The sequence below is a fragment of the Mycolicibacterium neoaurum ATCC 25795 genome, assembly GCF_000691525.1.
GTDB lineage: Bacteria > Actinomycetota > Actinomycetes > Mycobacteriales > Mycobacteriaceae > Mycobacterium > Mycobacterium neoaurum.
The window spans coordinates 82,449-105,063 of record NZ_JMDW01000010.1 but is presented as its reverse complement, the minus strand read 5'-3'; the positions used below and the strand labels follow the sequence as shown (position 1 = coordinate 105,063).

At 65.2% G+C, this 22,615-nt stretch carries 23 protein-coding genes and 1 riboswitch; of the genes, 8 read left to right on the top strand and 15 right to left on the bottom strand.

What is annotated here, in order from left to right:
* Positions 1-56: 56 nt before the first annotated feature.
* A complete protein-coding gene (locus IC40_RS0114395) occupies positions 57-413 on the top strand; it encodes a helix-turn-helix transcriptional regulator (protein WP_030135408.1) in 357 nt (118 codons plus the stop codon).
* On the opposite strand, the gene IC40_RS0114390 is transcribed toward IC40_RS0114395, so the two are convergent.
* The 8 genes from IC40_RS0114390 to IC40_RS0114355 form a co-directional block, all read right to left on the bottom strand.
* Positions 406-1,881: an ABC transporter ATP-binding protein gene (locus IC40_RS0114390; protein WP_036470062.1), complete on the bottom strand. Its 1,476-nt coding sequence runs from the start codon at positions 1,879-1,881 to the stop codon at positions 406-408. The genes IC40_RS0114395 and IC40_RS0114390 overlap by 8 nt on opposite strands.
* A complete protein-coding gene (locus IC40_RS0114385) occupies positions 1,871-2,599 on the bottom strand; it encodes an ABC transporter permease (RefSeq protein ID WP_234411587.1) in 729 nt (242 codons plus the stop codon). Before IC40_RS0114385 ends, IC40_RS0114390 begins: the two co-directional genes overlap by 11 nt.
* A 101-nt stretch (positions 2,600-2,700) precedes the next feature.
* The gene (locus tag IC40_RS0114380) at positions 2,701-3,636 is read right to left on the bottom strand and encodes an ABC transporter permease (protein WP_030135405.1); all 936 of its coding nucleotides are present in this window, start codon (positions 3,634-3,636) and stop codon (positions 2,701-2,703) included.
* Positions 3,633-5,219 (bottom strand): ABC transporter substrate-binding protein, encoded by a 1,587-nt coding sequence (locus IC40_RS0114375; RefSeq protein WP_030135404.1) that lies wholly within the window; start codon positions 5,217-5,219, stop codon positions 3,633-3,635. Before IC40_RS0114375 ends, IC40_RS0114380 begins: the two co-directional genes overlap by 4 nt.
* The gene (locus IC40_RS0114370) at positions 5,216-6,604 is read right to left on the bottom strand and encodes an MFS transporter (protein WP_030135403.1); all 1,389 of its coding nucleotides are present in this window, start codon (positions 6,602-6,604) and stop codon (positions 5,216-5,218) included. The genes IC40_RS0114375 and IC40_RS0114370 overlap by 4 nt, the downstream gene beginning before the upstream one ends.
* Positions 6,601-7,305: a hypothetical protein gene (locus IC40_RS0114365; protein WP_030135402.1), complete on the bottom strand. Its 705-nt coding sequence runs from the start codon at positions 7,303-7,305 to the stop codon at positions 6,601-6,603. The genes IC40_RS0114370 and IC40_RS0114365 overlap by 4 nt, the downstream gene beginning before the upstream one ends.
* Position 7,306: 1 nt before the next feature.
* Positions 7,307-8,119 (bottom strand): 2OG-Fe(II) oxygenase, encoded by an 813-nt coding sequence (locus IC40_RS0114360; protein WP_030135401.1) that lies wholly within the window; start codon positions 8,117-8,119, stop codon positions 7,307-7,309.
* Positions 8,120-8,231: 112 nt separating this feature from the next.
* Positions 8,232-8,321: riboswitch (SAM riboswitch) on the bottom strand.
* Between the two features lie 708 nt (positions 8,322-9,029).
* On the bottom strand, positions 9,030-9,743 hold the full coding sequence (locus IC40_RS0114355; RefSeq protein WP_030135400.1) for an SDR family NAD(P)-dependent oxidoreductase: 714 nt from the start codon (positions 9,741-9,743) through the stop codon (positions 9,030-9,032).
* Between the two features lie 107 nt (positions 9,744-9,850).
* On the opposite strand from IC40_RS0114355, the gene IC40_RS0114350 reads away from it, so the two are divergent.
* A complete protein-coding gene (locus tag IC40_RS0114350; RefSeq protein ID WP_030135399.1) occupies positions 9,851-10,459 on the top strand; it encodes a TetR/AcrR family transcriptional regulator in 609 nt (202 codons plus the stop codon).
* A gap of 32 nt (positions 10,460-10,491) precedes the next feature.
* Here the strand turns inward: IC40_RS0114350 and IC40_RS0114345 are convergent, their stop codons facing one another.
* Positions 10,492-11,340, bottom strand: coding sequence for an SDR family NAD(P)-dependent oxidoreductase (locus IC40_RS0114345; protein ID WP_199900920.1), 849 nt, complete (start codon positions 11,338-11,340; stop codon positions 10,492-10,494).
* A gap of 81 nt (positions 11,341-11,421) precedes the next feature.
* Here IC40_RS0114345 and IC40_RS0114340 point away from each other — a divergent pair, with 81 nt between their 5' ends.
* The 4 genes from IC40_RS0114340 to IC40_RS0114325 all read left to right on the top strand — a co-directional run bounded on the left by IC40_RS0114340 (position 11,422) and on the right by IC40_RS0114325 (position 15,603).
* Positions 11,422-12,009: a TetR/AcrR family transcriptional regulator gene (locus IC40_RS0114340; protein ID WP_030135397.1), complete on the top strand. Its 588-nt coding sequence runs from the start codon at positions 11,422-11,424 to the stop codon at positions 12,007-12,009.
* A gap of 90 nt (positions 12,010-12,099) precedes the next feature.
* Positions 12,100-12,840: an ABC transporter permease gene (locus tag IC40_RS0114335; protein ID WP_042509723.1), complete on the top strand. Its 741-nt coding sequence runs from the start codon at positions 12,100-12,102 to the stop codon at positions 12,838-12,840.
* A gap of 386 nt (positions 12,841-13,226) precedes the next feature.
* Positions 13,227-13,919 carry a hypothetical protein gene (locus IC40_RS0114330; RefSeq protein ID WP_234411588.1) on the top strand — a complete coding sequence of 231 codons (693 nt, stop codon included), beginning with the start codon at positions 13,227-13,229 and terminating at the stop codon, positions 13,917-13,919.
* Between the two features lie 238 nt (positions 13,920-14,157).
* Positions 14,158-15,603, top strand: a complete 1,446-nt coding sequence (locus IC40_RS0114325) for an alpha/beta hydrolase (RefSeq protein ID WP_191293431.1) — start codon at positions 14,158-14,160, stop codon at positions 15,601-15,603.
* 51 nt (positions 15,604-15,654) lie between these two features.
* Here the strand turns inward: IC40_RS0114325 and IC40_RS28260 are convergent, their stop codons facing one another.
* Positions 15,655-16,356 (bottom strand): pyridoxamine 5'-phosphate oxidase family protein, encoded by a 702-nt coding sequence (locus tag IC40_RS28260; protein ID WP_234411589.1) that lies wholly within the window; start codon positions 16,354-16,356, stop codon positions 15,655-15,657.
* Here IC40_RS28260 and IC40_RS0114315 point away from each other — a divergent pair.
* Positions 16,355-17,128 (top strand): HAD-IIA family hydrolase, encoded by a 774-nt coding sequence (locus tag IC40_RS0114315; protein WP_030135392.1) that lies wholly within the window; start codon positions 16,355-16,357, stop codon positions 17,126-17,128. The two genes, IC40_RS28260 and IC40_RS0114315, sit on opposite strands and share 2 nt — an antisense overlap.
* A 501-nt stretch (positions 17,129-17,629) precedes the next feature.
* Here IC40_RS0114315 and IC40_RS0114310 read toward each other — a convergent pair.
* The 4 genes from IC40_RS0114310 to IC40_RS0114295 form a co-directional block, all read right to left on the bottom strand.
* Complete coding sequence (locus IC40_RS0114310) at positions 17,630-18,292, bottom strand: NAD(P)-dependent oxidoreductase (RefSeq protein ID WP_030135391.1); 663 nt, start codon at positions 18,290-18,292, stop codon at positions 17,630-17,632.
* Between the two features lie 102 nt (positions 18,293-18,394).
* Complete coding sequence (locus IC40_RS0114305) at positions 18,395-18,856, bottom strand: MarR family winged helix-turn-helix transcriptional regulator (protein ID WP_030135390.1); 462 nt, start codon at positions 18,854-18,856, stop codon at positions 18,395-18,397.
* A 94-nt stretch (positions 18,857-18,950) separates the two neighbouring features.
* Complete coding sequence (locus IC40_RS0114300) at positions 18,951-20,162, bottom strand: acyl-CoA dehydrogenase family protein (RefSeq protein WP_030135389.1); 1,212 nt, start codon at positions 20,160-20,162, stop codon at positions 18,951-18,953.
* Between the two features lie 29 nt (positions 20,163-20,191).
* Entirely contained in the window at positions 20,192-20,599 is a 408-nt protein-coding gene (locus IC40_RS0114295) for a nuclear transport factor 2 family protein (protein WP_030135388.1), read from the bottom strand.
* Positions 20,600-20,718: 119 nt separating this feature from the next.
* Between IC40_RS0114295 and IC40_RS0114290 the strand changes: the two genes are divergently transcribed.
* On the top strand, positions 20,719-21,279 hold the full coding sequence (locus IC40_RS0114290) for a PadR family transcriptional regulator (protein WP_030135387.1): 561 nt from the start codon (positions 20,719-20,721) through the stop codon (positions 21,277-21,279).
* 1 nt (position 21,280) lies between these two features.
* On the opposite strand, the gene IC40_RS0114285 is transcribed toward IC40_RS0114290, so the two are convergent.
* Positions 21,281-22,528: an alpha/beta hydrolase family protein gene (locus IC40_RS0114285; RefSeq protein ID WP_199900921.1), complete on the bottom strand. Its 1,248-nt coding sequence runs from the start codon at positions 22,526-22,528 to the stop codon at positions 21,281-21,283.
* Between the last annotated feature and the right edge of the window lie 87 nt (positions 22,529-22,615).

The following is a 22,615-nucleotide window of genomic DNA, read 5'->3' as shown; positions in this document are numbered from 1 at the left end:
ACACGAAACATGCCGATTACCGAAGTGCGTTACGCGAATCACATATGCTGTCCGGGATGCCCGTGTCCCGGAAGAGCACAGAGAAGGCGGCGGCCCCGCGCAAGGCGTCCGCCCGCGCCACCGCGCAACCCGCGGTGGCGCCGCCGCGTACCTGGACGTTTCTGACCAACCACGCCCATGTGCTGCTGTGCCTGGCGCAGGGGGAGTCGCTGACAGCGCGGGAACTGAGCGTGCTGATCGGCATCACCGAGCGCTCGGTGCAGGCAATCCTTGCCGATCTGATTGCCGACGGCTATCTGAAGAAGTCCAAGGTAGGACGACGAAATCGCTACACCGTCAACCGGGCCGGGCGCCTGCGTCACCCGCTGGAATCGGCGCACAGCGTGGGTCAGCTGATCGACGCACTCAGCTGACTCTTGCGCGCTCGATGTGCGACATCTCGACGAGGCGGCCCGCTCGACACTCCACGATTCGATGGCCGATATCCCTGGCGACGTCAAGGTCATGGGTGATGAACACCATCGCCGTGCCGTAGCGCTCCTGCAGCGCGATCAACGTGTCCAAAACGGCCGCCTGTGAGACCACGTCCAGCGCCGAGACGGCTTCGTCGAGCACCACGATGTCCGGCCTCGGAGCCAGCGCGCGGGCGATCGCGACGCGCTGACTTTGGCCCCCGGAGAGCTGACCTGGCTTTCGCGTCAGGAACTGCTCGCCGAGTCCGACCTCGGAGAGCACCTGCCGAACACGCTCCCGACGGGTGCAGGCATCCATATCGACGGCACGCCAGAGGGATTCCGCGACGATCCGCTCGACGGTCCACCGCGGGTCGAGTGCGGTGAAAGGATTCTGAGCAACCAGCTGGATCCGGCCAGTGCGTACCGAACCGCCATCGGCGCCCGCCAGCGTCAGCCTGCCGTCGTCATGAGTGGTCAGACCCACCAGAACACGGGCCAGAGTGGACTTCCCGGAGCCCGACTCACCGACGACCGCGACGGTTTCACCTCGACGCACCGTCAGTTCGGCCTCGGCCAGCGCATGGACTGCCCCGAAGCGCTTGGTCAGACCGGTGGCGTGCAGGGCGATATCGGCGCCGGACGCCAGCGGGGAACGGCGCCGCCTGCCGGGCAGGGCCGCGGCCAGTTCGCGGGCCGCATCGCTGCGCGGCGACACCAGCACCGTGTCCGCACCGCCATCCTCGACCACGCGACCACCGTCGAGGACCACGATGCGGTCAGCCCTGCTGGCCGCCACGGCGAGGTCGTGGGTGATCAGCAGCAGTCCGGCGCCGTCACGGCTGCGTCCGACGAGGGTATCCAGTACCCGCGTCGCCACGGTGGCGTCGAGCGCGCTCGTCGGTTCATCGGCCACGATCAGGGCCGGTCGGCCGGCCAGGGCGATCGCGATCAGCACCCGCTGGCGCTGTCCACCCGAGAGCTCGTGCGGATAGCGTCGAGCCAGCGAGGCGGCCGGGGCCCGCTGAGTGTCGAGTCCGACCTCGCGCAGCCTTTGCACGATCAGATCGTGGTGCGGACGGATGCCGTGCGCGCGCAAGGCCTCGGCCAACTGACTGCCCACCCGATAGACCGGGTTCAGCGAGTTCCCGGGATCCTGTGGCACGTATCCCACCCGGGGTCCGTCCGGGCGCCGGCGCCGTAAGGGTTCGCCCGCGACCTCGAGCCGGTCGGCATCGACCCGGATGTGATGTCGATGCAGACCTACCAGCGCCCGCGCGAGGGTGGTCTTCCCGCTGCCCGAACTTCCCACCACGGCGACGGTCTCACCCGCCCGCACGATCAGCGACACCCCATGCAAGACCTCAGTACCGGCGATCGTGACCCGCAGCCCCTCGATCCGCAGACTGTCTTGGCGCTCAACCGACATCATCGCCTCCAGCGCCGAACAGGTGTGAGATTCGGTATGCCGCGGTCACGACGATCGTCACCACTGCGGCCGGAACCAAAGTCAGCCACCACGAGTCGGCCAGGAACGCGCGACCGTCGGCAATCATCGCGCCCCATTCCGGAGCCGGCGGCGGGGGCCCGAAACCGAGAAAGCCCAGTGCCGCGACGGCCAGCACGGCCTGGCCGAACTCCACCGCAGCCACCGCGGCGGCCGTGGGCCACAGGTGAGGGACCAGGTGGCGGGTCACGACCAGCGGCGCGGGTAGTCCGCTGACAGTCGCCGCTTCCACGAACGGACTGGACCGCAGCTGCAGCGTCCGGGCGCGAATCACCCGCGCCACTCCGGCGACACCCGCGATCCCCACGGCGGCCCCGACCTCGACGACGCCTCCGCCGGTCGCGGCGATAACCGTCAGAGAGAGCAGCAGGCTGGGAACGGCAAGCAGCATGTCGACCAATCGCATGCCCGCCTGGTCCACCCATCGCCCGCAATAGCCCGTTGCGACACCGAGCAGACCACCGACGACGAGAGCAACGACGACCGCGATACCGGCCGATGTCATCGACGCCGCGGTCGCGTGGACCACCCGGGCATACACGTCACGGCCGAGGTTGTCGGTGCCGAACGGATGCGCCGGCCCGGGTGCCTGCAAGCGCTGGGTCGGCGACACCGCGTACGGGTCACGTGTGGTGAGCACTGAAGGGATTGTTGCGGCGACGAGCACCACGGCCACGACGACAGCGCTGGGCCACGGTCTCGACCGTCCTGCCCGGAGTCTGGACGGCGTGTCGAGGATGCTCACGAGATCTGCTGCCGTGCACGAGGATCCAGCAATGGCCCTACCACGTCAACGGCCAGAGTCAAGATCACGAAGATCGCGGCCGAGCCGACAACGGCCGCCAACAGCACCGGACCATCGTGAGCGGCCACAGCCTGCTGGGTCAGCCGCCCCACTCCGCTGCGGGAGAAGACCGTCTCCACCACGACCGCCCCGGCCAGCGCCGAACCGACCAGGACACCGGCGGCCGAAAACGCCGGCAGGGCCGCGGCACGGGTGACGTGACGCAGATGTACCACGGCGTCGGACAGACCCTTCGCCCGCGCTACATCGACGTAGGGCGCCGCGGCCGCATCGCGCATCCCCGTCGCCAAAACCTGTGCGAGGTAGCCGGCGATGGGGACTGCCAACGTGATCGCGGGCAGGATCGCCGCCTGCGGCGAGCGGTCGCCGAAACCTGGCACGAGGTGCAGTGTGAACGCAAATACCTGCAGTAGCAGCAGACCGATGGCGAAGGTCGGCATCGATACCAGTAGAGACGGAGCAGTGCCCAACAGTCGCGCGGTCCTGGTACCCGGGCGCAGGGTGGCCGCGAACGCGATGCCGAACGCGGCAGGGATGCCGATCGCGAGCGCAAGCCCCGCCAGCACCGCCGTCGACGGTAACGCCTGCCACAGTGTCGTGGTGACCGGTTGCCCGGTGACCAGTGACGTGCCCCAATTGCCCGTGATGAAGTCACCTAGCGTCGACAGATACTGCCGCCACAACGGGTCGTCCAACCGGTACTGGGCGCGCAATGCGGCAATGGTGGCCGGTGATGGCGGCGCACCGCCGCCGTCGGCATTGGCCGCCAGAGCGACGGGATCGCCGGGCAGCACCCGAAGGATCCCGAAAACCACGGTGAACACCGCCCAGACCACCACCGCACCTGCGCCCACCCGTCGAACCAGGTTCATCGGGCGGTCTCCTCGTCGAACTGCAGCCGGAGCACCCCCGAGGCGTCGAACCCGACGCCTGGATGACCCGGTGCGACCGCCGCGACCTGTGAGAGCTCTACGATCGGGATGGCGTAATCGACGCTGAGCAGCCGTGATTGGATCCGATCGACGAGCGCGAGGCGCTCCCTCCGGTCCGCGATCCCGGCCTGCGCCTCCAGCAGAGGGTCCGTCGCGGGGTCAACGGCGCGGCGTGAGAAGTTGGTTCCTTGGACACCGATGCGTGAGCGCAGGATGTCCGGGTCGGCGCGGGTGACGTTGTAGTAGACGGCGTCGAATCGGCCGTCGGCGCGACGGGTCAGGAAGTCGTCGTTGGACAGCGCCGTGATCGTCATGTCGATGCCGGAGTCACGCAACTGTTGTTGTGCGAGTTCCAGAATCGGTTTGTTGGCGTAGAACTCGGGTGAATAGATCACGTCGAACGACAGCCGCTGACCGGCCCTGATGCGGATACCGTCAGACCCCACCGCCCACCCGGCCCGGTCGAGGCCTGAGCGGGCAACGTCTGGATCGAACCCGAGCTCTGGATCCGCGCGGTATCCGGGGGTTGTCGAGGCCAGGACGCTGGTGGCCGGACGGAAACCAGCACCGAGCGCCGTGTCGACCAGGACCTGTCGGTTGAGCGATGACGAGACCGCCTGCCGAACAACGGGATCTGCCAGTACCCCGTGCGAGAGGTTGGCCTGCAGGATGTACGGCAGTCCGGGATTGGGGCGGGAAACGAACCGTGCCCCGACCGATTCCAGCGCGGCCCGGTCCTGCGGTTGCGGGTCGGCTATCGCGTCGAGTTGGCCACCGCTGATGCTGCCGGACCGTACTCCGGACTCTGGCACCACACTGAATTCGACTGTCCGGTAGCGCACTTCGGGCGAGAATCCGATCTCTGGTGCCCACCGATAGTCCTGCCGAGCTGCCAACGTGATGGACCGGTTCTGATCCCAGGCCTGGTAGGTGTAGGGGCCGCTCCCTATCACGGTTTCACCCCGGCATCGTTCGTCGAAGGTTTTCGACACGGTCGCGGCGGCGAGGATGCCCAGCTGCGTGGTGGCGGCCGCTTGCAGGAACTGCACATTGGGCTGTTTGAAGTGCACGACAGCGGTATGCGGATCCGGCGTGTCCGTGCGGTCGTATCCGAGCAGGAACCCCGATGCCTGCAGTGTGCGCGTCGAGGACGCCTGTGTGGTCAGTGCGTCGAAGTTCTGCTTCACCACCGTCGACGTGAGGGGCGTACCGTCACTGAACGTCACATCGGGCCGCAAGGTGAACGTGAAGCTACGGCCGTCGTCGGAGATGGCGTACTGCTGCGCCAACCAGCCGGTGATTTCGCCGGTACCCGGGTTCTGGTCGACGAGTGAGTCCACGACCTGTCGCGCCACGTTCACCGTTTGGTTGGTGCTGGCCTGCGCGGGATCGGCGCAACTGGGCGCCGAGGACAGGCCGTAACGCAGAGTGTCGGACGTTGTCGTCTCCGAACTGCAGGCGGTGAGGGCCAGGGTGGCGGCGGCAACCGTCGCCATGGCCGCGGCCCCCCGGAGCCCCGTCATCGCTCGGCCCCACGAGGAATCAACGCGTTGGCGATCAACCCGATGACGGCCGACACCACCAGCAGAACCGTTACCCGCAACAGTCCGGTCTGCGGATCGGCCGTGGCGAAGAGCCCGGCCGCCACCGCCGCCCCCAGGGCGCCGCCGAGGTTGTGGAAGGTCCACGATGCACCTACGGCGAAACCCGCCTCTTGCCGGTCGACCGCCGACAGGGCCGCCAGCGTGGCAGGGGCCAGGATCAGCGCCCACCCCAATCCGAAGGTCACGAAACCGACGAGCAGAACCGGCAGCGACCCCACGACTGCGCCGACGAACAGCAGAACCGCCGTTGCAGTGAATGCGGTGAAACCGCTCACCAGCGGACGGACCGGACCCGAATGATCCACCCACCGACCGACCCGCGGCGAGCTCAGTGCCATGGTGGCACTCACCAGCAACAGTGCCAGACCGGTGGAGCGGACATCGAGACCATGGCGGTATGCCAGATAGGGCGGCAGCACCAACAGCGCCGACGCGTAGAACGCGGCCAAGAGGAAATCCGAGGTCAGCGCCGCGCGGAAGCGCGGGTGCCGGAAGAGATCCAGCCTGATCAGCGGCGCGGCCGCGCGGCGCTCCACGATCACGGTGCCGACCGCTCCGACGATCACCGCGAGCACCGCCACCGCGATCGGTACGCTGACCCATCCCGTGGTCTCGGGCAGCGACGCCACCGCGGCGAGACCACCGACCGCCAGAGCGAGGAACGCCTGGCCGGGGATATCGATGGGAAGTCCGCGGCTGCGTGGGGGCGACGGAACCGCAACCCAGATCGCCAGCAGCGCAACGATTCCGAACGGCACGTTGATCCAGAAGACGGCCGCCCACCCGAAGGCGGGCACGAGCAGACCACCCAGCACGGGTCCGAGCGCCAAACCCACACCATTGACCGCATAGAGCAATCCGACGGCGCGGCCGCGACTGCCTTCCGGGAACAGTGTTTCCACCAGCGTCGTGGTACCCGTGTAGAGGATCGCGCACGCTGCGCCCTGCACGAACCGCGCGACCACCAGCCAGCCGATCGACGGGGCCAGCGCAGCGCCCACGGAAGCGAGGACGAATACTGCAATTCCCAGTACCAGGACCGGTTTTCGACCCAGTAGGTCGCCGAGACGACCCGCGGTGACCATGAACACGGCCAGTGCCGTGAGAAAGGCGCTCAAGACCAGCTGCGAGACGACCAGTGACGAGTCCAGACTGCTGGTGATCGAGGGCAGCGCCGTGGTGACGATGGTCAGGTCGACGCACCCGAGGAATGAAGCGATGGCCAGCCCGGTGAACCCGAGCGTTCGGCGACCCGTACCCGTCGATGCCGCGGTGGTGGGCGGCTTGTCGGTGACGGCGCTCATCGGGCCGACTTCCGCTTCTTGAAACGCAACGGAAGCCATGCCACATGATCGTCGTCGACGAAGAGATCCCGAGTGGCCTGCATCGCCGTCGAGATCTGCTGGGGGTAGATGACGAAGTCGTATCCCTGACTGGCCCAGAGAGGTTGGATGATGGGGCACTCTTCCAGCAGATAGGTCAGGCACCCGTGGCGCACGGCCGCTGCGTTCTCGAGGGGACCGCCACCTTCGCGGCGTGCCATGAAGCGATCGATGGTGCTGTTTATGGCGTTCCGGTACGCGGCGTCGTCGGCGTAGGCCGCTTGAACCCTGTGCAGGAAACCTGGATAGTCGGCGTGGCTGAGCGCATCGTCCCAGCGCAGGACGTCGACATCGGAACCGATGCGGTCCAGCAGCGGCCGATTGCGGTCGATCCATTGGTCACCACGGCGTCGTGAGAGCTCATAGGCGCGACCGGCGGGCAGGTCCAGATTGTGTCGCTGCAGCGTGTCTGCTACGGCGACGGTGATCTGTCCGAAGTTGCTTCGGTTGATGAGATCGATGGTGGCACCCAACTTTTCGCCCTCGTGATAATCGGCGCCGACACTGACGAGCAGAATCGCCGATGTGCCCGCGTATTCGTACTGCAGGCCTTTGAGGTCGAATGCGGCCTTGTGTGAGTGCGACGCCAGTTCGAGGTCGGGGGACAGGAGTGTCGTGGTCATATCAGCTCCACACCGCCAACGGCTCGTTTGTCCGCACGCCGATGAACAGGCCGACGGTGACACGGGGACGGTCGGCAGAAGGACGCACCGCGTGGACCCGGCGGGGGTCGATGACGATGGCCTCGCCGGTCTCGGGGGACAGCGTCAGCGCGGGTTCGCCCACCAGGTGACGATCGATACCCCAAGTTCGATCACCCGAGAGTTGTTGGTAATCGCTCTCGTCCGGGTAGGCCTCCCACAGCTCGAGTTCGCCCCCGCGGTTGGGTAAGTCGAGGTAGACGTTGACCGACAGCTGACGTGCGATGCCCAGGGTCTGGTCCGCCGGCAGGTTCCTTGCGACGTTGTCGGTGTGAGGTTCGAGGTCGACGCCGGGTTGCTGATAGCGCACGACGCCGGGCAGGAACTTTCGACTCTCCCAGGTCAGCACGGTCGCACCGGCCGGCCACACCTCGTCGAGCAGGAGTCGCAGGGTGTCGGCGGGATAGGGGTGTGGCGCGCACACCTCTCGGATATAGGCGAGATGTTCTGCCGCGGAACGGAAGTACTCTTCTTGGTCATCGACGGAGGTGGTCTCCGAGAAAGCATGCCCGATGCGGCGGAATTGTGGGTCGGTACCCAGCGGACCGTGGTCGTCGCGGTCCAGCAGCCGGTCGCGGAGCCCGGCAAGGGTGTCACCGGAGAGGACGTCGCGGATTCGAATCGCATACACCTCTCCTTTGAGGAGTCGCAGCAGGTCGTTGGCCGAGAAGTCTCGGCGGGTGGTGGTGGCGACCAGCGACGACGTTGTCGTCGTGTCGGCCAGGCTGGTGGTCATGTGGTGCCATACCTCTTCTGTCATCGTCGTATGTCGGAGAGAACGAAAGCCCGGTCAGCGGGCCATGAAGGCGGGTTTTCTCACGGGCGTCGACATGGCATGATGCGTACCTCTTTCATCGTCACTGGCATTAGCACCTTGAGGGAATCCCACGGTTGCTGCGGCGTCGTCGAGCCAATCTCTCAGCCGCTCTTGATGAAGTCGTGCCAGGCGAATGTAACGCGGAAATCGAGGGTTCAGGCCACAGGAAGATCCGCGGACCTGCAGGTGCGCAGCGTGTGGGTTTAAATCCCGGTGGCGCGATTATGCAGTGCCCGTCGCGTTCAGCGCGTGCTCGCGCTCGGGCGTCGACGCTGCCTCGTATGCTCACGATTGAAGGGCGAAGGCAAAGCCATCAAGATCGCATACGCACCGAGGAGGATCGGCACTGTGCCGTTGGACCGAACCCGACCCAGCGTCACCGTGTGCCGGGGGTGCTGCTGTGGCACGGCCAAGAAGCACCCGCGTATCGACCACGAGGCCCAGCTTGCCGAGCTTCGCGATTTGGTTCGAGACGTCGCCGACATGCGGGTGACGGATTGCCTTGGCCCGTGCGAGCGTTCGAACGTCGTAGTGGTTTCGCCGTCTAGCGGTGGACGCCGACGGGGTGGACGGGCGACCTGGCTCGGGCAGGTATTGGACGAGCAGACGGGATCGGCTATTGCCGGTTGGCTGCGCGACGGCGGGCCCGGTGTCGTCGATCTCCCACCCGGCCTGCGACGTCATCGCTTCGACAGGCCGAAGAACGCTTGAGATATCGTGTTTGACGCGCACCTAGTGTGAACCAGAGTGCCACCTGTCCCGTGAGCTAGCGAGCTTCCGCTGCCTCGGCCGCCGTCGATTGTTGATGCGGCCTCATCGCCACGCAGCTTCAGATTGCAAAAACCTGCGGTGGCCCGGCCAGGGTTGCCTTGGCCTGAAGCCCGATCGCATCGGCGATTTCGACCTCGCCGGCCTCGAGCCCGTCGAGGGCCAGCGTGACGAGGTCGGCCGGTTCGGTGACCGTTCCTTCGGGGAACTCGATCCCAGCCGAGCGGGCGAAGTCGAACAAGGTCTCGGTACCGATGAGACCGGGCATCAGTCCGACGACTTGCGTTCCCTGGCCGGCCAATTCGAGCCGTGCACCGTTGGTGAGCCCCCACTCGGCGGATTTGGCCGCGGCATAGGCGGTGTTGCCCTCGACCGTGAGCCAGGCGGCCGCCGACAGCACATTGAGGATGGCACCGCCTCCGTTTCGGGCCAGCACCGGCGCGAATGCCCGGATGACGTTCAACGTCCCGAAATAGTTCGACTCCATCACCCGCCGGATCGCATGCATATCGCCGGTCACCAGGCTGCCGCCATCGGTTTCGGCAGCATTGTTGATGAGAATGTCGACATCGCCGGCCATGGCGGCGGCCGCCTGGACCGAGTCCGGGTCGGTGATGTCCAAGCGCAACACTTCCGCTCCCGGAATATTGACGCGCTCAGGCCGTCGTGCCGTCGCGTACACCTTGGCGCCGCGACGCAGGAGTTCGGTCGCGAACGAGGTGCCGATGCCGCGGTTGGAACCGGTGACCAAAGCCGTTGCGCCTGCCAATTTCATCTGTCCTCCAAGACAATCCGAGTCAGCACCAAAATGACCGATTGGTCATCTTGTGACTGCACGATAGCCATAAAATGACCGATCGGTCAACTTGCTACGATGTGGAAATGACCTCACCTGCGCGCGCTCTACGGGCCGACGCTGCGCGCAACCGTGAGTCGCTGTTGGCCGCTGCCGAGGAAGTGTTTGCCGAGCGTGGCGCCGAGGCCTCGATCGCGGATATTGCCCAGCGCGCAGGGGTGGCCAAAGGCACGGTGTTTCGACACTTCTCCTCGAAAGAGGATCTGATGGCCTCGCTTGTCTGCGAGCACATGGTCACCCTCACCGATGCCGCAGCGCGGCTGGGGGAGGCGCACGATCCTGGTGCGGCCCTTCTGGAGTTTCTCACCATCGCCGCCGATCAACGTCGGCAGCATGATCTGACGTACCTGCAGACGTCCAGCGCCAACGATGCCAGGGTGGTGGCCATCCGCGACGATGTGCTCGCAGGCGTGGAGAACCTCGTCGCCAAAGCTCGCGCTGCGGGCGCGATCCGCCCGGACGTCACCGGGACGGATGTCTTCCTGCTGATGTGCGCACCCGTGCACGTGGCCGAAGGATTGCCCGACGCACCGCCCGACCTGTGGCGGCGCTATCTGGCGATCATCTTCGACGGGCTCCGTCCGGAAGGGGCGAGCGCCCTGCCGGAGCCCGAGCCCGAGATTCCCGGGCGCTGACTCGGACGGTCCGCGTCTCGATTCTCCCGGTATCAGACTGCTGCGTTCGCACCTTTCGGCAGGTACGGCCGCAGAGCCGCGGAGAGGGCACGGTCGACGAGGCGGTCGGGAAGCAGTCGGCTGAGCGTGAGCAGCGCGGCTTCGCGGCCGACGGTGTATCGCGTTCGTGGCTTACGGGCGGTGATTGCTTTGGCGATCACGGCGGCCGCGGCCGCGGCGGGCTGCCCGGACTTGGTCGACGCGTCGGCTTGCGCTTGCACCGCCCGGACGAGCCCGCCATATCGGCGGCGCTGCTCTGCCGTCATTGCCGAGACCGTATCGGGCGCGGCGGCGATCGCCCTTCCGAGCATCTCGGTGCGTACAGCGCCGGGTTCGATCACGATTACCTCGACCCCGTGCGGACCTACCTCGCGGCGCAGCGAGTCGCTCACGGCTTCGAGCGCGAACTTCGTACCCGCGTACGGACCGTAGGTGGCCATCGCAATTTTTCCTCCCACCGAGCTGATGTTCACCACACGCCCGCGACTGTCGATCAGGGATGGCAGCAGCGCCTGGATCACCGCGACGTGGCCGAAGAGGTTGACTTCGAACATGTCTCGCCACCGATCGATCGCAAAGGCTTCAACCGGAACGTTGGCCTGCACGGCAGCGTTGTTGACCACCGCGCGCAGTGGACGGTGGTGCGGATCCTCACGCACCCTCTCGGCGAGCGCCTGGACGTGTTCAGGATGGGTGATGTCGAGAATCAGCGGTTCGATATTCGCCGCTCGGATCTCGTCGGCATCGCGTTCCTGTCGCACCCCGGCGAGTACGTGAAACCCTCGTTGCGCCATCTCTCGGGCGGTGGCCGCGCCGATACCGGTTGAGGCGCCGGTGATCACGATGAGCTCTTTTTGAGTTGACAATGTCATCTTTTCAATCGTACGGATCGTGTTGACGTTGTCAACTAGAGTGGTCGTGTCATGAAACGCAGAGAATCGGCCGCCGCCACCCGTGGCGCCTTGATCGATCAGGCCGCCCAGCTGCTCGACGGTGGGGGCCTGGACGCGGTGACGCTTCGTGAGGTCGGCGCCCGCGCGGGTGTGAGTCGAGGTGCCCCATATCGGCACTTCGCCGACAAGGACGGCCTACTCGCGGCGGTGGCCGCCGACGGCTGGGAGCGCCTCGCGGACGAGATGGCGCAGTTGCGCGCCGATGCCGGTCTTTCACCCCTCGAGAAGATGCAGGCCGCGCTGGCCACGGTCGTCACGATGAGCCGACGCCAGCCTCACCTGTACCGCCTGATGTTCCGCCCGCCAGAGGGCGATCCGTCGGCTGTGTTCATTGCCGCGCAACGCATGTGCGACGAGTTCCAGAGCATCGTCGACGGCATTGCAGGTCGCGACCACTCCGAGCGCTACGCCGCCATGCTCCTGACGGGTGTTCATGGTGCGGTGGGAGTGGAGATGGGCGGCCTTCTGCAGACCGACAAGTGGCAGACCACGGCCGACGAACTCGTCGAGAGCCTGCTTGCCCTCGTGTATGACGCGGCTCGCCGCGGTCGCGATTGAGCCGGTCGACGCGCGCCGCCGGCTGTGCCTGGAATCCAAGTCCGGGGGAGCGGGAGGTCCCTGTGAGTCACTGGATGCACACTTGACTCGATGAGCCCCCACGAACCTCTGCTGACCCCGACCCTCGTAGCCGTCTGCGTGGTGATGGCGGTGTTGGCTGCCCTGGTGAATCGCGTGGTCTTACACGGATCGCCGTGGGCGGCACCTGTCGCGGCGCTGCGGGCTGCGGTGCAATTGGCCGCTGTGTCAGCCGTCTTGGTGGTTGCTTTGCAAAAGCTGTGGTCCTCGGTAGTGGTGCTCGCAGTGATGTTCACCGTCGCATCGTTCACCGCCGCTAGGCGCAGCCAGGCGCGGCACGGCGCGGGGTGGTTGGCCGTCGCCGTGGCAGCAGGAATGGTCGCCGTCATTCCGCTGCTACTGCTCACCGGCATGCTCCCACTTGCCGGTGTCGCCCTGGTTCCAGTGTTCGGCATCGTGCTCGGTGGCACCATGACCGCAACGGCAGTCGCGGCTCGACGTGCTCTGGATGCCTTGGGGGAGCACCACGGCGAGATCGAGGCAGCCCTCAGTCTCGGCTTCTCGGAACGCTTCTCGCGGATGATGGTGATACAACGACCCCTCTCGGATGCGCTCATCCCCAATCTCGACCAGGCCCGCACGGCCGGGTTGGTAACCCTCCCTGGCGCATTCGTCGGTGTTCTCCTGGCGACGGGGTCCGCCGCCCAGGCCGGCGCAGTACAAGTCCTCGTTCTGATTGCGCTACTGCTGGCGCAGGTCTGTGGAGTGGCAGTAGCGGGTGAGCTCGTCGCCCGCGGATCGATCACGCGATAGGACCCTGCGCCGGATGAGTGTGGCGGCCGCAATGACGCGCGGCGCATGACCGTCGTGCGTGGCATTCGAAGGTCCACGAAGGCACAGGGCATTGAGGAGCCGTCGCTTGTATAGCCAGGTCCTAATACGGCAGACGAAGAGACTTGCCAACGCGGCGAACGCGGTCACATCAGCCCAGGCGTGCACGCCGGCACCAGGCCAGGGTCACGCCCACGTCCGAGGCCACTGTCGTTCGCTGACTGGATAATCGGCGCCGCAACGGCCGGTCTTGTCTGTGAGCGCCCATCTTGACCACAAGGCTTGCCGGAAGCTACCGTTTCAATTAATACATATTAGAAACGGTGTGGGCACTGGCCTCTCACATGATTTTCGAAGGGTAGGGGCTCGTGAATAGTCGCGTGCTGAATCTGTGCGCACTCGGCGGGCCGGCCGCGGTCGTCGTCACGCTGATCGGCTGGTTGATCGCGGGCGTGCTGCCGTCGCCCCTCGGGCCAGGTGCTCCCATGCCGGAGGTGCGCGCGTTCTACCTCGAGCATCCGACCCAGACCGGTGCGGGATTCGTCATCGCATCCATGGGCATCGTTCTCTACGCCCCACTCGTTGCCACCATCAGCGTCCATCTGTTTCGGATGGAGGGGCGACGGCCAGTGCTCGCGTTTACCCAGCTGGCGACCGGAGCCGCGACGCTCCTGCTCAACCTGTTACCGATGTTGTTGTGGGCGATGGCCACTTTCCGCACCGACAGGTCCGACGACACCGTGCTATTGCTCCACGACATGGGCTGGCTCATTCTGTTCCCCGCCATCATGCTGTTCTGTTTGCAAAATATATCCATTGGTATCGCGGTGCTCAGCGATCAAACGGTCTTCCCGCGCTGGGTCGGATATGTGAACTTGTTCGTCGCCGTGTCGTTCATCCCGGATGTCTTCGCGTTCTTCTTCCATAGCGGCCCCCTCGCCTGGAACGGCGTTCTGGTGTTCTGGCTGGCGTTGACGACTTACTGCATCTTCCAGTTCACGATGGCGTGGGCATGCTTGTGCGCCAACAAATCTGACGCACGCGAGCTCATTCCCTCCTAGAATCAGCCTTGGCAACCTTGGCAACAGGGGACTAGGGGAGGGCGGCCAGGAATGAGCTCGCGGCACCCCGTGTGAGTTACGGCGTGGCCGCATATGGACGTCTTCGTATTTCTAGCTCGCTCATTCCACCTGCAAGCGAGTCTCACGAAGTTGCCCCCGCCACCGGATCCAATGCGTCCATAGGCTGTTCACAGCCGAGACCCGTGGACCGCACAGGATCGCCGGGAAGCATGAACAAGTGCCGCCCTCTCCGACGCCCACTCCGACGCCAAGTCCCGTCGAGCTCCCCAAAGATCTACTGGCGGCGAGGAACGGCATCTCGTTGCTGGAGGGTTGGTTGCCGCTGACCATCGAGATCGTCGTCGTCGTAGTACTGATCGTGGCGATCGGGTGGCGGACCAGGCGGTGGCGGTTGGTGTGGCTTCCCATGTGTGCCGCGGTGGGCGTGCTGGTGGCGCTGGCGGCCCGCAGTTATATGAACGATCAGGGCCTGGCTTCGGACCCGGCGCCGTTTGCACTGTGGGTGTGGATCGCGGTCTTCGGTCTGGCTGTCGCGGTCGGTGTGGTCGGCTGGCGTAGTGCACGATGGTGGCGACGAATCATCTCGGTGCTGGCGGTCCCGCTGACTCTGCTGACCTCAGCGATGGCCCTCAACGGGTGGGTCGGCTACTACCCGTCGCTACAGTCCGCGTGGGGTGCCCTCACCGCGGGCCCACTGCCCAACGAGGTCCAGGCTTCGGATCTGCCGTCGTTGCGCAACACCGCACCGACCACCGGCAAGCTGGTCAAGGTCGATATCTCTGACACTGCCAGTGGGTTCACACACCGAAGCGAATACGTCTACCTGCCGCCAGCGTGGTTCGCCGGCGATACGCCGCCGGCCCTGCCTGTGGTGATGATGATCGGCGGCGAGTTCAACACTCCCGCCGACTGGATACGCAGCGGCAACTTCATGCCCACGGTGGAAGGCTACGACGCAGCCCATGGCGGACAGTTGCCGATCTTCGTGTTCGTCGACACGGGCGGCAGCTTCAACAACGACACGGAGTGTGTCAACGGTCCGCGCGGTAACTCGGCGGATCATCTGACCGAGGACGTCCGGCCCTATGTCATCTCCACATTCGGGGCGTCCGCGGCCGCCGCGAACTGGGGAGTGGTCGGGTGGTCGATGGGCGGGACGTGCGCCATCGATCTGGCCGTCATGCATCCGGATCTTTTCTCGAATTTCGTCGACATCGGCGGTGACGCGGGTCCGGTGTCGGGCACCGAGGCGCAGACCGTCGAGCGACTCTACGGGGGAGACAGGGCGGCCTACGATGCGTTCGACCCGCGGACCGTGATGGCCAAACATGGCCCCTACGAGGGTGTTTCCGGGTACTTCGCGGCCACCATTAAACCGGCGAACGCCGAGGCGGTGATGAAGGACTCCTGGTCAGGCGGTCACCATTCGGGTGGTGAGGGTCTAGGCGGCCGCGATGAGATGGGGCCGCAAGGGCCCGAAGCCGAGGCGGCCGCGGACAACCTGTGCGACGCTGCCCAGAAGGTCGCCATCAGCTGCAGCGTGCACAAAACCGTCGGATTCCACTCCTGGCAGTTTGCTTCCACAGCATTCGCCGACGCGTTGCCCTGGTTGGTCGACCGTATCGACGCCACCACGCCAGCCGTCGAAGGCTCGCATGCGTGACTATCTTGCACCGCAGGGCAACTGCTGATGTTCGAGCGCGTGACCCTTGGGTCAGTATTGAAGAGGGCGACCGCCAGACCACCCGAACCAGCGGTCGATCTCGACGTGGACCGTCACCAATGGGCGGTCTCTGGCGGGATAGTCCTTACCGAGGAAGTGCTGTGAGAGCCGATCAATATCGGCGAGTCCCTCATCGGGTGAGATAGACACGACGTGTCCTTGGACCGAGATATGGGTGCCGAAATCCTCGGCAGCGAGAACGGTCAGAGATACCTGGCCGTTGTTCTGGAGGTGCTTCAGGCGGGCGCGGTCGTCATTCATGCACAGTGTGAGCAGGCCGTCATCCTCGATCAGGTACCAGGTCGCTACCGATACGGGGCGGCCGTCAGAGGTGACCGTCGCCATGACAGCGGGGTTCGGCTTGCGGAGAAATGTGAGGACGGTTTCTGGCATCGGCATATCGGACACGGAGCCCATAGCGTCGTCCACGGCTCCGATTATTCCGGGCTGCGTTTCGTGACCGCGCTGCAGCGGTCTTCTTGGCTTGCGATGTTCACGGCTGGTGTACTGAATGCGCAGCGGTCGCTGGCCGATATCGGCCGACATCGTGCGGTCAACGTGGTTGACCTCCCTCAACTCGGGTCCGCCAATGCGGGAAACATGATTGTCCTGGCGCGTCACGCGAGTGGCGGGGTGCCATTGGTCGGCGACTTCCACGTGGAGCGGCGGCAGCAACTGCAAGACTGGACGCATGAGCACCACCGCACAGTGCTGGCTGACCGATATGGATGGCGTCTTGGTCCGGGAGGAGCATGCCCTGCCGGGAGCCGCGGAGTTCCTCCAGGCGCTCAGCGACCGGCAGCGACCCTTCCTGGTACTGACCAACAACTCGATTTTCACGCCACGTGACCTGGCGGCCCGATTGGCGCGGTCAGGCCTGATCGTCCCCGAGGAGTCGATCTGGACGTCGGCCCTTGCGACGGCGGCCTTTCTGCACGACCAACTGCCGGGCGGTTCGGCCTATGTGATCGGCGAGGCCGGCCTGACGACGGCGCTGCATCACGTGGGCTACACGTTGACCGACGTCGGTCCGGACTTCGTCGTGCTGGGAGAGACGCGCACGTACTCGTTCGAGGCCATCACCAAGGCGATCCGCCTGATTCTCGGCGGGGCGCGTTTCATCGCCACCAACCCCGACGTGAGCGGCCCGTCCGCGGAGGGGCCGCTGCCTGCCACGGGTTCGGTCGCCGCGCTGATCACCAAGGCGACCGAGAGGGAGCCCTACTTCGTCGGCAAGCCGAATCCGATGATGTTCCGCAGCGCGATGAACCGCATCGATGCCCATTCGGAAGGCACCGTGATGATCGGCGACCGGATGGACACCGACGTGGTGGCGGGCATCGAGGCCGGGCTGGAGACGATCCTCGTGCTCACCGGCTCGACGACGCGCGAGGAGATCGAGCGCTATCCGTTCCGGCCAAGCCGGGTGTTCGAATCCATCGCTGACGTGATCGAACTCGTCTGACGCGACGTCCGCGGTCGCGGTGGGTTACTGGTGGGCATTCCTCGGCCTTACGCGACGAGTGAGAGCAGTTTGGGTCGCAGCGCGATGCGGAACGCTTGAGTTGACATAATGTAGATTATCGGCGAAATGATATTGCTACTGCATACAAGCGGTACGGCCCACATGCCTTAGCCGCCGCGCATCCGCACTTAACAACGGGCCGTCGAGCCAGACCGCAAGACTGCCACCGATTATTGATCCTCACTCCAGCACTAGCTGGCGAGCGACAGCCGCCCCAGACTTCTGACCGAGGCGCACCTAGCGCACCTGCCATCCTTCAAAGGACAGCTCCGTGACATTGCGCGACCGTTCGCCGCGCCTGAGCCTTGCCGGCGGCCGGACCGGCCAAAGGCGCGGCACTCACCCCTGTCCGACCGCACCCAGCCTATTCGTCACTGTGACGTTTTAGGGACGCGGGATCGGCTGCGGCGCAACGGCGCCCATCAACCGTGCATGGTTGTCTCAGCCTCTGGCGTTCCAGACGAGCGGTGCCTGGTGGATCCGCGTGGGATCATCGACGGTGTCGACGAGGAAGGCAGCAAGATCGGCACGGTTGATGCGCGAGCCTGGTTTGTCGGTTCCGCGCACCGCGGCCTGCACGGATCCACCGGCCGGCTTGTCGGTGAGCGCGACGGCCCTGACCAGAGTCCAGTCGGTGCCGGAGGCACGCACAACCTCATCGACTCCGTTGTGGTCGATGAAGCCGGCCTTGATATTCGAGATGTTCACGAAGAATCTGGCGAACGGGCTGATCCGATTCCAATCGTCGCCGGCACCCATTGAGGAGTTGACGACGATCCGGCGGATGTTCTGCTCGGTCATCACCGCCAGGACGTTACGAATCGCATCGGTCATGAACATCGGCGGGCTGACGGCTTTGGCCCACGGGTTGTCGGATGCGCGCGAGTTGTTGAGCGTGCTGATCACCGCGTCCGCACCCTGAGCGGCCTGGCGGATGTCGTCGATGTTCGACGGTGAGCCCGCGATCAGTTCGACGCCGTCCGGGGCGCGAACGGCGTCGGGATTACGCACCAGGGCCCGCACATGATGGCCACGTGTCACGGCATGCGCAAGCACACGGACGCCGGTGCGACCGCTGCCGCCGAGGACAAGCAGATTAGTCATGTGTTCTCCGTTTCGATGGGTCGCGCGCCAGTCATGCGAGACGCAGCAGCGTCCCAACCTTTTACTTAATGGACGAATGCATATGGCTGAGGTGGAGCCATATCAGGTGCTGGCCCGTGCCAGCCGCGCGGCGTTGGCGTTGAGTTGCTCGATGATCGGTCCGGCGACATACAGCGCAAGCCGTAACGCTTCTCGATCGCTCGCCGTCAATGTGGACAGAAGAACTTCGAGCTTTCCGTTGTCCTCGTCGCGTAACCGATTCAGCAGCTCTCGCGCATGATCGGTGACGGCGACGATGGTTGCGCGGCCATCGTCGGGGTCGGCTGCACGAGTTACCAACTCGCGGCGTTCGAGACGCTGAATCAGCTGCGTCATCGCCGGCTGGCTTATGCGGATGACCTCGGTGAGCACCGTGAGCCGGGTCGGGCCCTCGACGCTCAACGTGTGCAGCACCTCCATCGCGGACACGCTGAGTTCTTCGCGATTGAGCAGATGCCGAGTCGCCAACAGTGCAGACTGCCGAACGGCTTCGGCAAGCCTATCGATACCGTCTCCTGCTGCCATGTCCTCAATATACATCATGGTGCTATGTATATTCTCGTGAAGAGTGGATGGCGCGGTGATCACGCGTCCTGTCGGCGTCGAATACGCCGTGCTGTCAGCGAATTCTGATACCGGAGATGGCTCGAGAGATCACCAGCCGTTGAATTTCAGATGTGCCCTCGAAGATGGTGTAGATCTTTGCATCTCGGAACCACCGCTCCACGGGATGCTCCCGGCTATATCCGGCGCCACCGAGGATCTGCACAGCCCGTTCGGTGGCCCACACGGCCACTTCGCTGGCCTTGAGCTTCGACATCGAACCTTCACCGGCCTCGAAGGCCTTGCCGGAAGCGGCCATCCACGCGGCACGCCACACCAGCAGACGGGCGGCGTCGATCTCGGTACGCATATCGGCCAGCGCGAAGGCGATGGCCTGGTTGTCGATGATCGGACGGCCGAAGGCATTCCGCTCTTTGGCGTAGTCAAGGGCGTATTCGTAGGCGGCCCGCGCAATGCCCAGAGCTTGCGCACCGACGATGGGCCGAGTGAACTCGAAGGTGCTCAACGCGTTCTGAGTGCCGGTGCGAGAGCCTTCCCGCGCACGGGCCAGCCGCTCGTCGAGCCGATCCTTTCCGCCCAGCAGGCAACGTCCGGGCACCCGCACGTCGTCGAGGAACACATCGGCGGTATGCGAGGACCGAAGTCCCAGCTTGAGAATCTTACGGTTGCCGATCAGCCCCTTGGTGCCCTCGGGGATCACGAAGGTGGCCTGCCCGCGGGACCCCAACTCGGGATCGACTGACGCGACGACGACGTGGATCGCGGCTACTCCCCCGTTGGTGATCCACGCCTTCTGCCCATTGAGCACCCATTCATCGGTGGCTTCGTCATAACGCGCCCTGGTGCGCAGCTTCGACACATCCGAGCCGGCATCGGGCTCGGACACGCAGAACGCCCCGACCTTCGGGTCGGACTCGTCGCCGAGACACTGCGGGCCCCATTCGGCGAACTGCTCTGGAGTTCCCGCGGACAGCAGTCCCCCCAGTGCGAGGTTGGTCCCGAACAGCACCATCGCCGCGCCGGCGTCCCCCCAGAAGAGTTCCTCGGCAACCAGACACAACAGCAAACCCGTGGGGTCGGCGAAGAACTGGTTGAGCGCATCCCAGCTGTACAGTCCGATATCGGCTGCCTCTTTGAGCACCGGCCACGGAAGTTCCTCGCGCTCATCCCATTCCGCGGCGGCCGGGCGCAGCACGTCGGCGGCGAAGCCGTGCACCCACTTCTGCAGATCGCGTTGTTCCTCGGTGAGATCCAAGTTGAAGCCCATGTGCTGTTCCAATCGTCGAAGGTGGGTGGTCAGTTGGAGGCTGCCTCGTCGGCCAGCGCCTCGCGTGTGATGCGGTCGAACTGCTCGGCCATAGCCGCCGAGAGTGCTTTGGCCGCCGAGAGCGGTCGCACCATCACGGTGAAGTCGTCGATGAGACCGTCATCGTTGACGTGCAGGAAATCGCAACCGGCGATCTGTTTTCCGTCGACTACGGCGTTGAACACCAGCGCCGAGTCACGGCCGCCGGCGTCGTTGATCTCTCGGACGTAGTGAAAGTCTTCAAACACCCGCAGCACCGCGCGCAGGATCGCCGCGGTGATCGCTTTCCCCGGATACGGCGCAAAGGCGACCGGACTGGTGAACACCACATCGTCGGCGAGCAGATCCGCGATCGCCTGTTCATCGCGCGCCTCGACAGCCTGACGGAACCGCTGCATGCGGACCACCCTTCAATAGTCACCAAGTTGAGTAATCGCCCATGACAGTAACCGCACTGTCGACGAGATGTCCACAAGTGACTAATCAACTTGTTGACTATGTGCTGTAAGGTCCAGCCATGGCTCTTCGCGATGCGGTACTTGCCTCACTCCTGGAAGGTGAGGCATCGGGCTATGACTTGGCCAAACGCTTCAACCGCTCGGTGGCCAACTTCTGGACCGCGACCCCACAGCAGCTCTACCGTGAGCTGGAACGCATGGACGATCAAGGCCTGATCGAGGCACGCGTCGTCGCCGAAGGCCGCCGGCCCGCCAAGCGGCTCTACCGCCTCACCGCGGCCGGCCGCGAAGCATTTCGCTCCTTCACCCGCGACCAGCCCACGCCCATTGCGATCCGTGATGATCTGCTGGTCATGGTGCAGGGCCTGGAAGCCGGTGACGTGACGACGATCCGCGATGCCATTGCCAAGCAAATCCATTGGGCAAGCGAGAAACTCACCGTTCTACAGAGCCTCCAGGCGCGCATGCTCGGCGACCGTTCCGAGGACGACTACCTGGCGAGCACCGACGCCGCAGTGGGTCCCTATCTGACTCTGCTGCGGGGGATCACCTTCGAACAGGAGAACATTCGCTGGGCCGAACGTGCCCTGGCGGTGATCGATCGCAAGGGACTCCCCTAATTCACCGAGGCCGTCGGCAGCCACTCCCCTGGTCCGTGACCTCGAGGCGATCGTCGAGATAGTCGAAGAACCGTTGGGCTGCCAGTGCCCGCGCCATCGGCTCGCAATGACCGGCCGCCCCCTCCGCCCTGGTGAAGCGGACGAGGGTCTTCTCCCCCGCGATCATGTCGTAGAGCCGCTGGGGCTGACCGGCGAAGTAACCCTCATCATCGGGGTCGCCGATCAGCACCGGTGTGGTGATCCGCGCGGCGAGTTCGGGCGTGATGCGGTAACACGCGGCCTCGCGGAACGTATCGAAGAAGCTCCCGGAATCATAGGGTTTGGCCCGCCACGCGAAGGTGCGTCGGGCATTGGCCGGCAGCCGTTCGACCGCGGCGTCGAAGCCGGCCCGGTCACCGCGGCGCAGCAGCTCCTCCAGTTCGGGCGAGAGCATCGCGTGCCACGCTTCGGAGACGTCGACCACCCCGTCGTCGATGACGGCGGCAGCGAAGCGGTGTTCGAATGCCAGGGCGCGCGGCGCCCAGTACCCGCCCTGGCTGACCGCGTAGAGCGCGAGCCGCCGCGGGTCCACACCCGGCAATCGCAGCGTCGCGTCCACCACCGGCGACAGGACGTTCTCGAAATCTGGTCGGAACCCGATGCCTCGTTCGAAGAGCATCCGCTGCTGCCCGGGCCCGTCGAAGAGCACGACGTGGTAGCCGCGCTCAGATGCCTCGGAACCGTAACCGGGCCATAGATAACTCGCTGCTCCGTCGGCCCCGTTGACCATCACCAGGGTCGGCCTGTAGCCTCCCGGTGCCCGGAAGAACCACCCGGGCAATGTGGTGTCCTCATACGGGATCTCCAACGGCACGGGCGGATTGTCCAGTAAGCCCAGATAGCCTTCCCAGCACCGGCGGTAGGCGGCGAATGTGCGGGATCGCACCTCGTCAGGCTCCGCGCATCCGTCGGCCACCACCACGCATGTCGCGTAGTACGTCGCGGCCCGCAGCAGCGCATTCCGGCCGCTGAGTCGATGGCCCTTTCGCGCGCAATCGTCTCCGATCGCGGCGACCCGGTCGGCGGTCGCCTCCCACTCATGTGCCCACGATGCGAGGTCGCCATCGGTGATGCGGTCGACGGTCGTCAGGGTTTCGCCAGTGTCCGCCGCGCGGGTGTACACCCGTCCGAGCATTGCCCGTGTCATCGAGTTCATGACCTGGTCGGTGAAAAAGTTGGAACGCATCCCCATCTCGGGCGCCGTGTCCATATCGTCTCCGCATCGTCGTGGCCGCCCGTCCGGCAGCGCAAGAGATGTATCCATCTCTTATCCACGATAGCACTTAAGGAACGTATC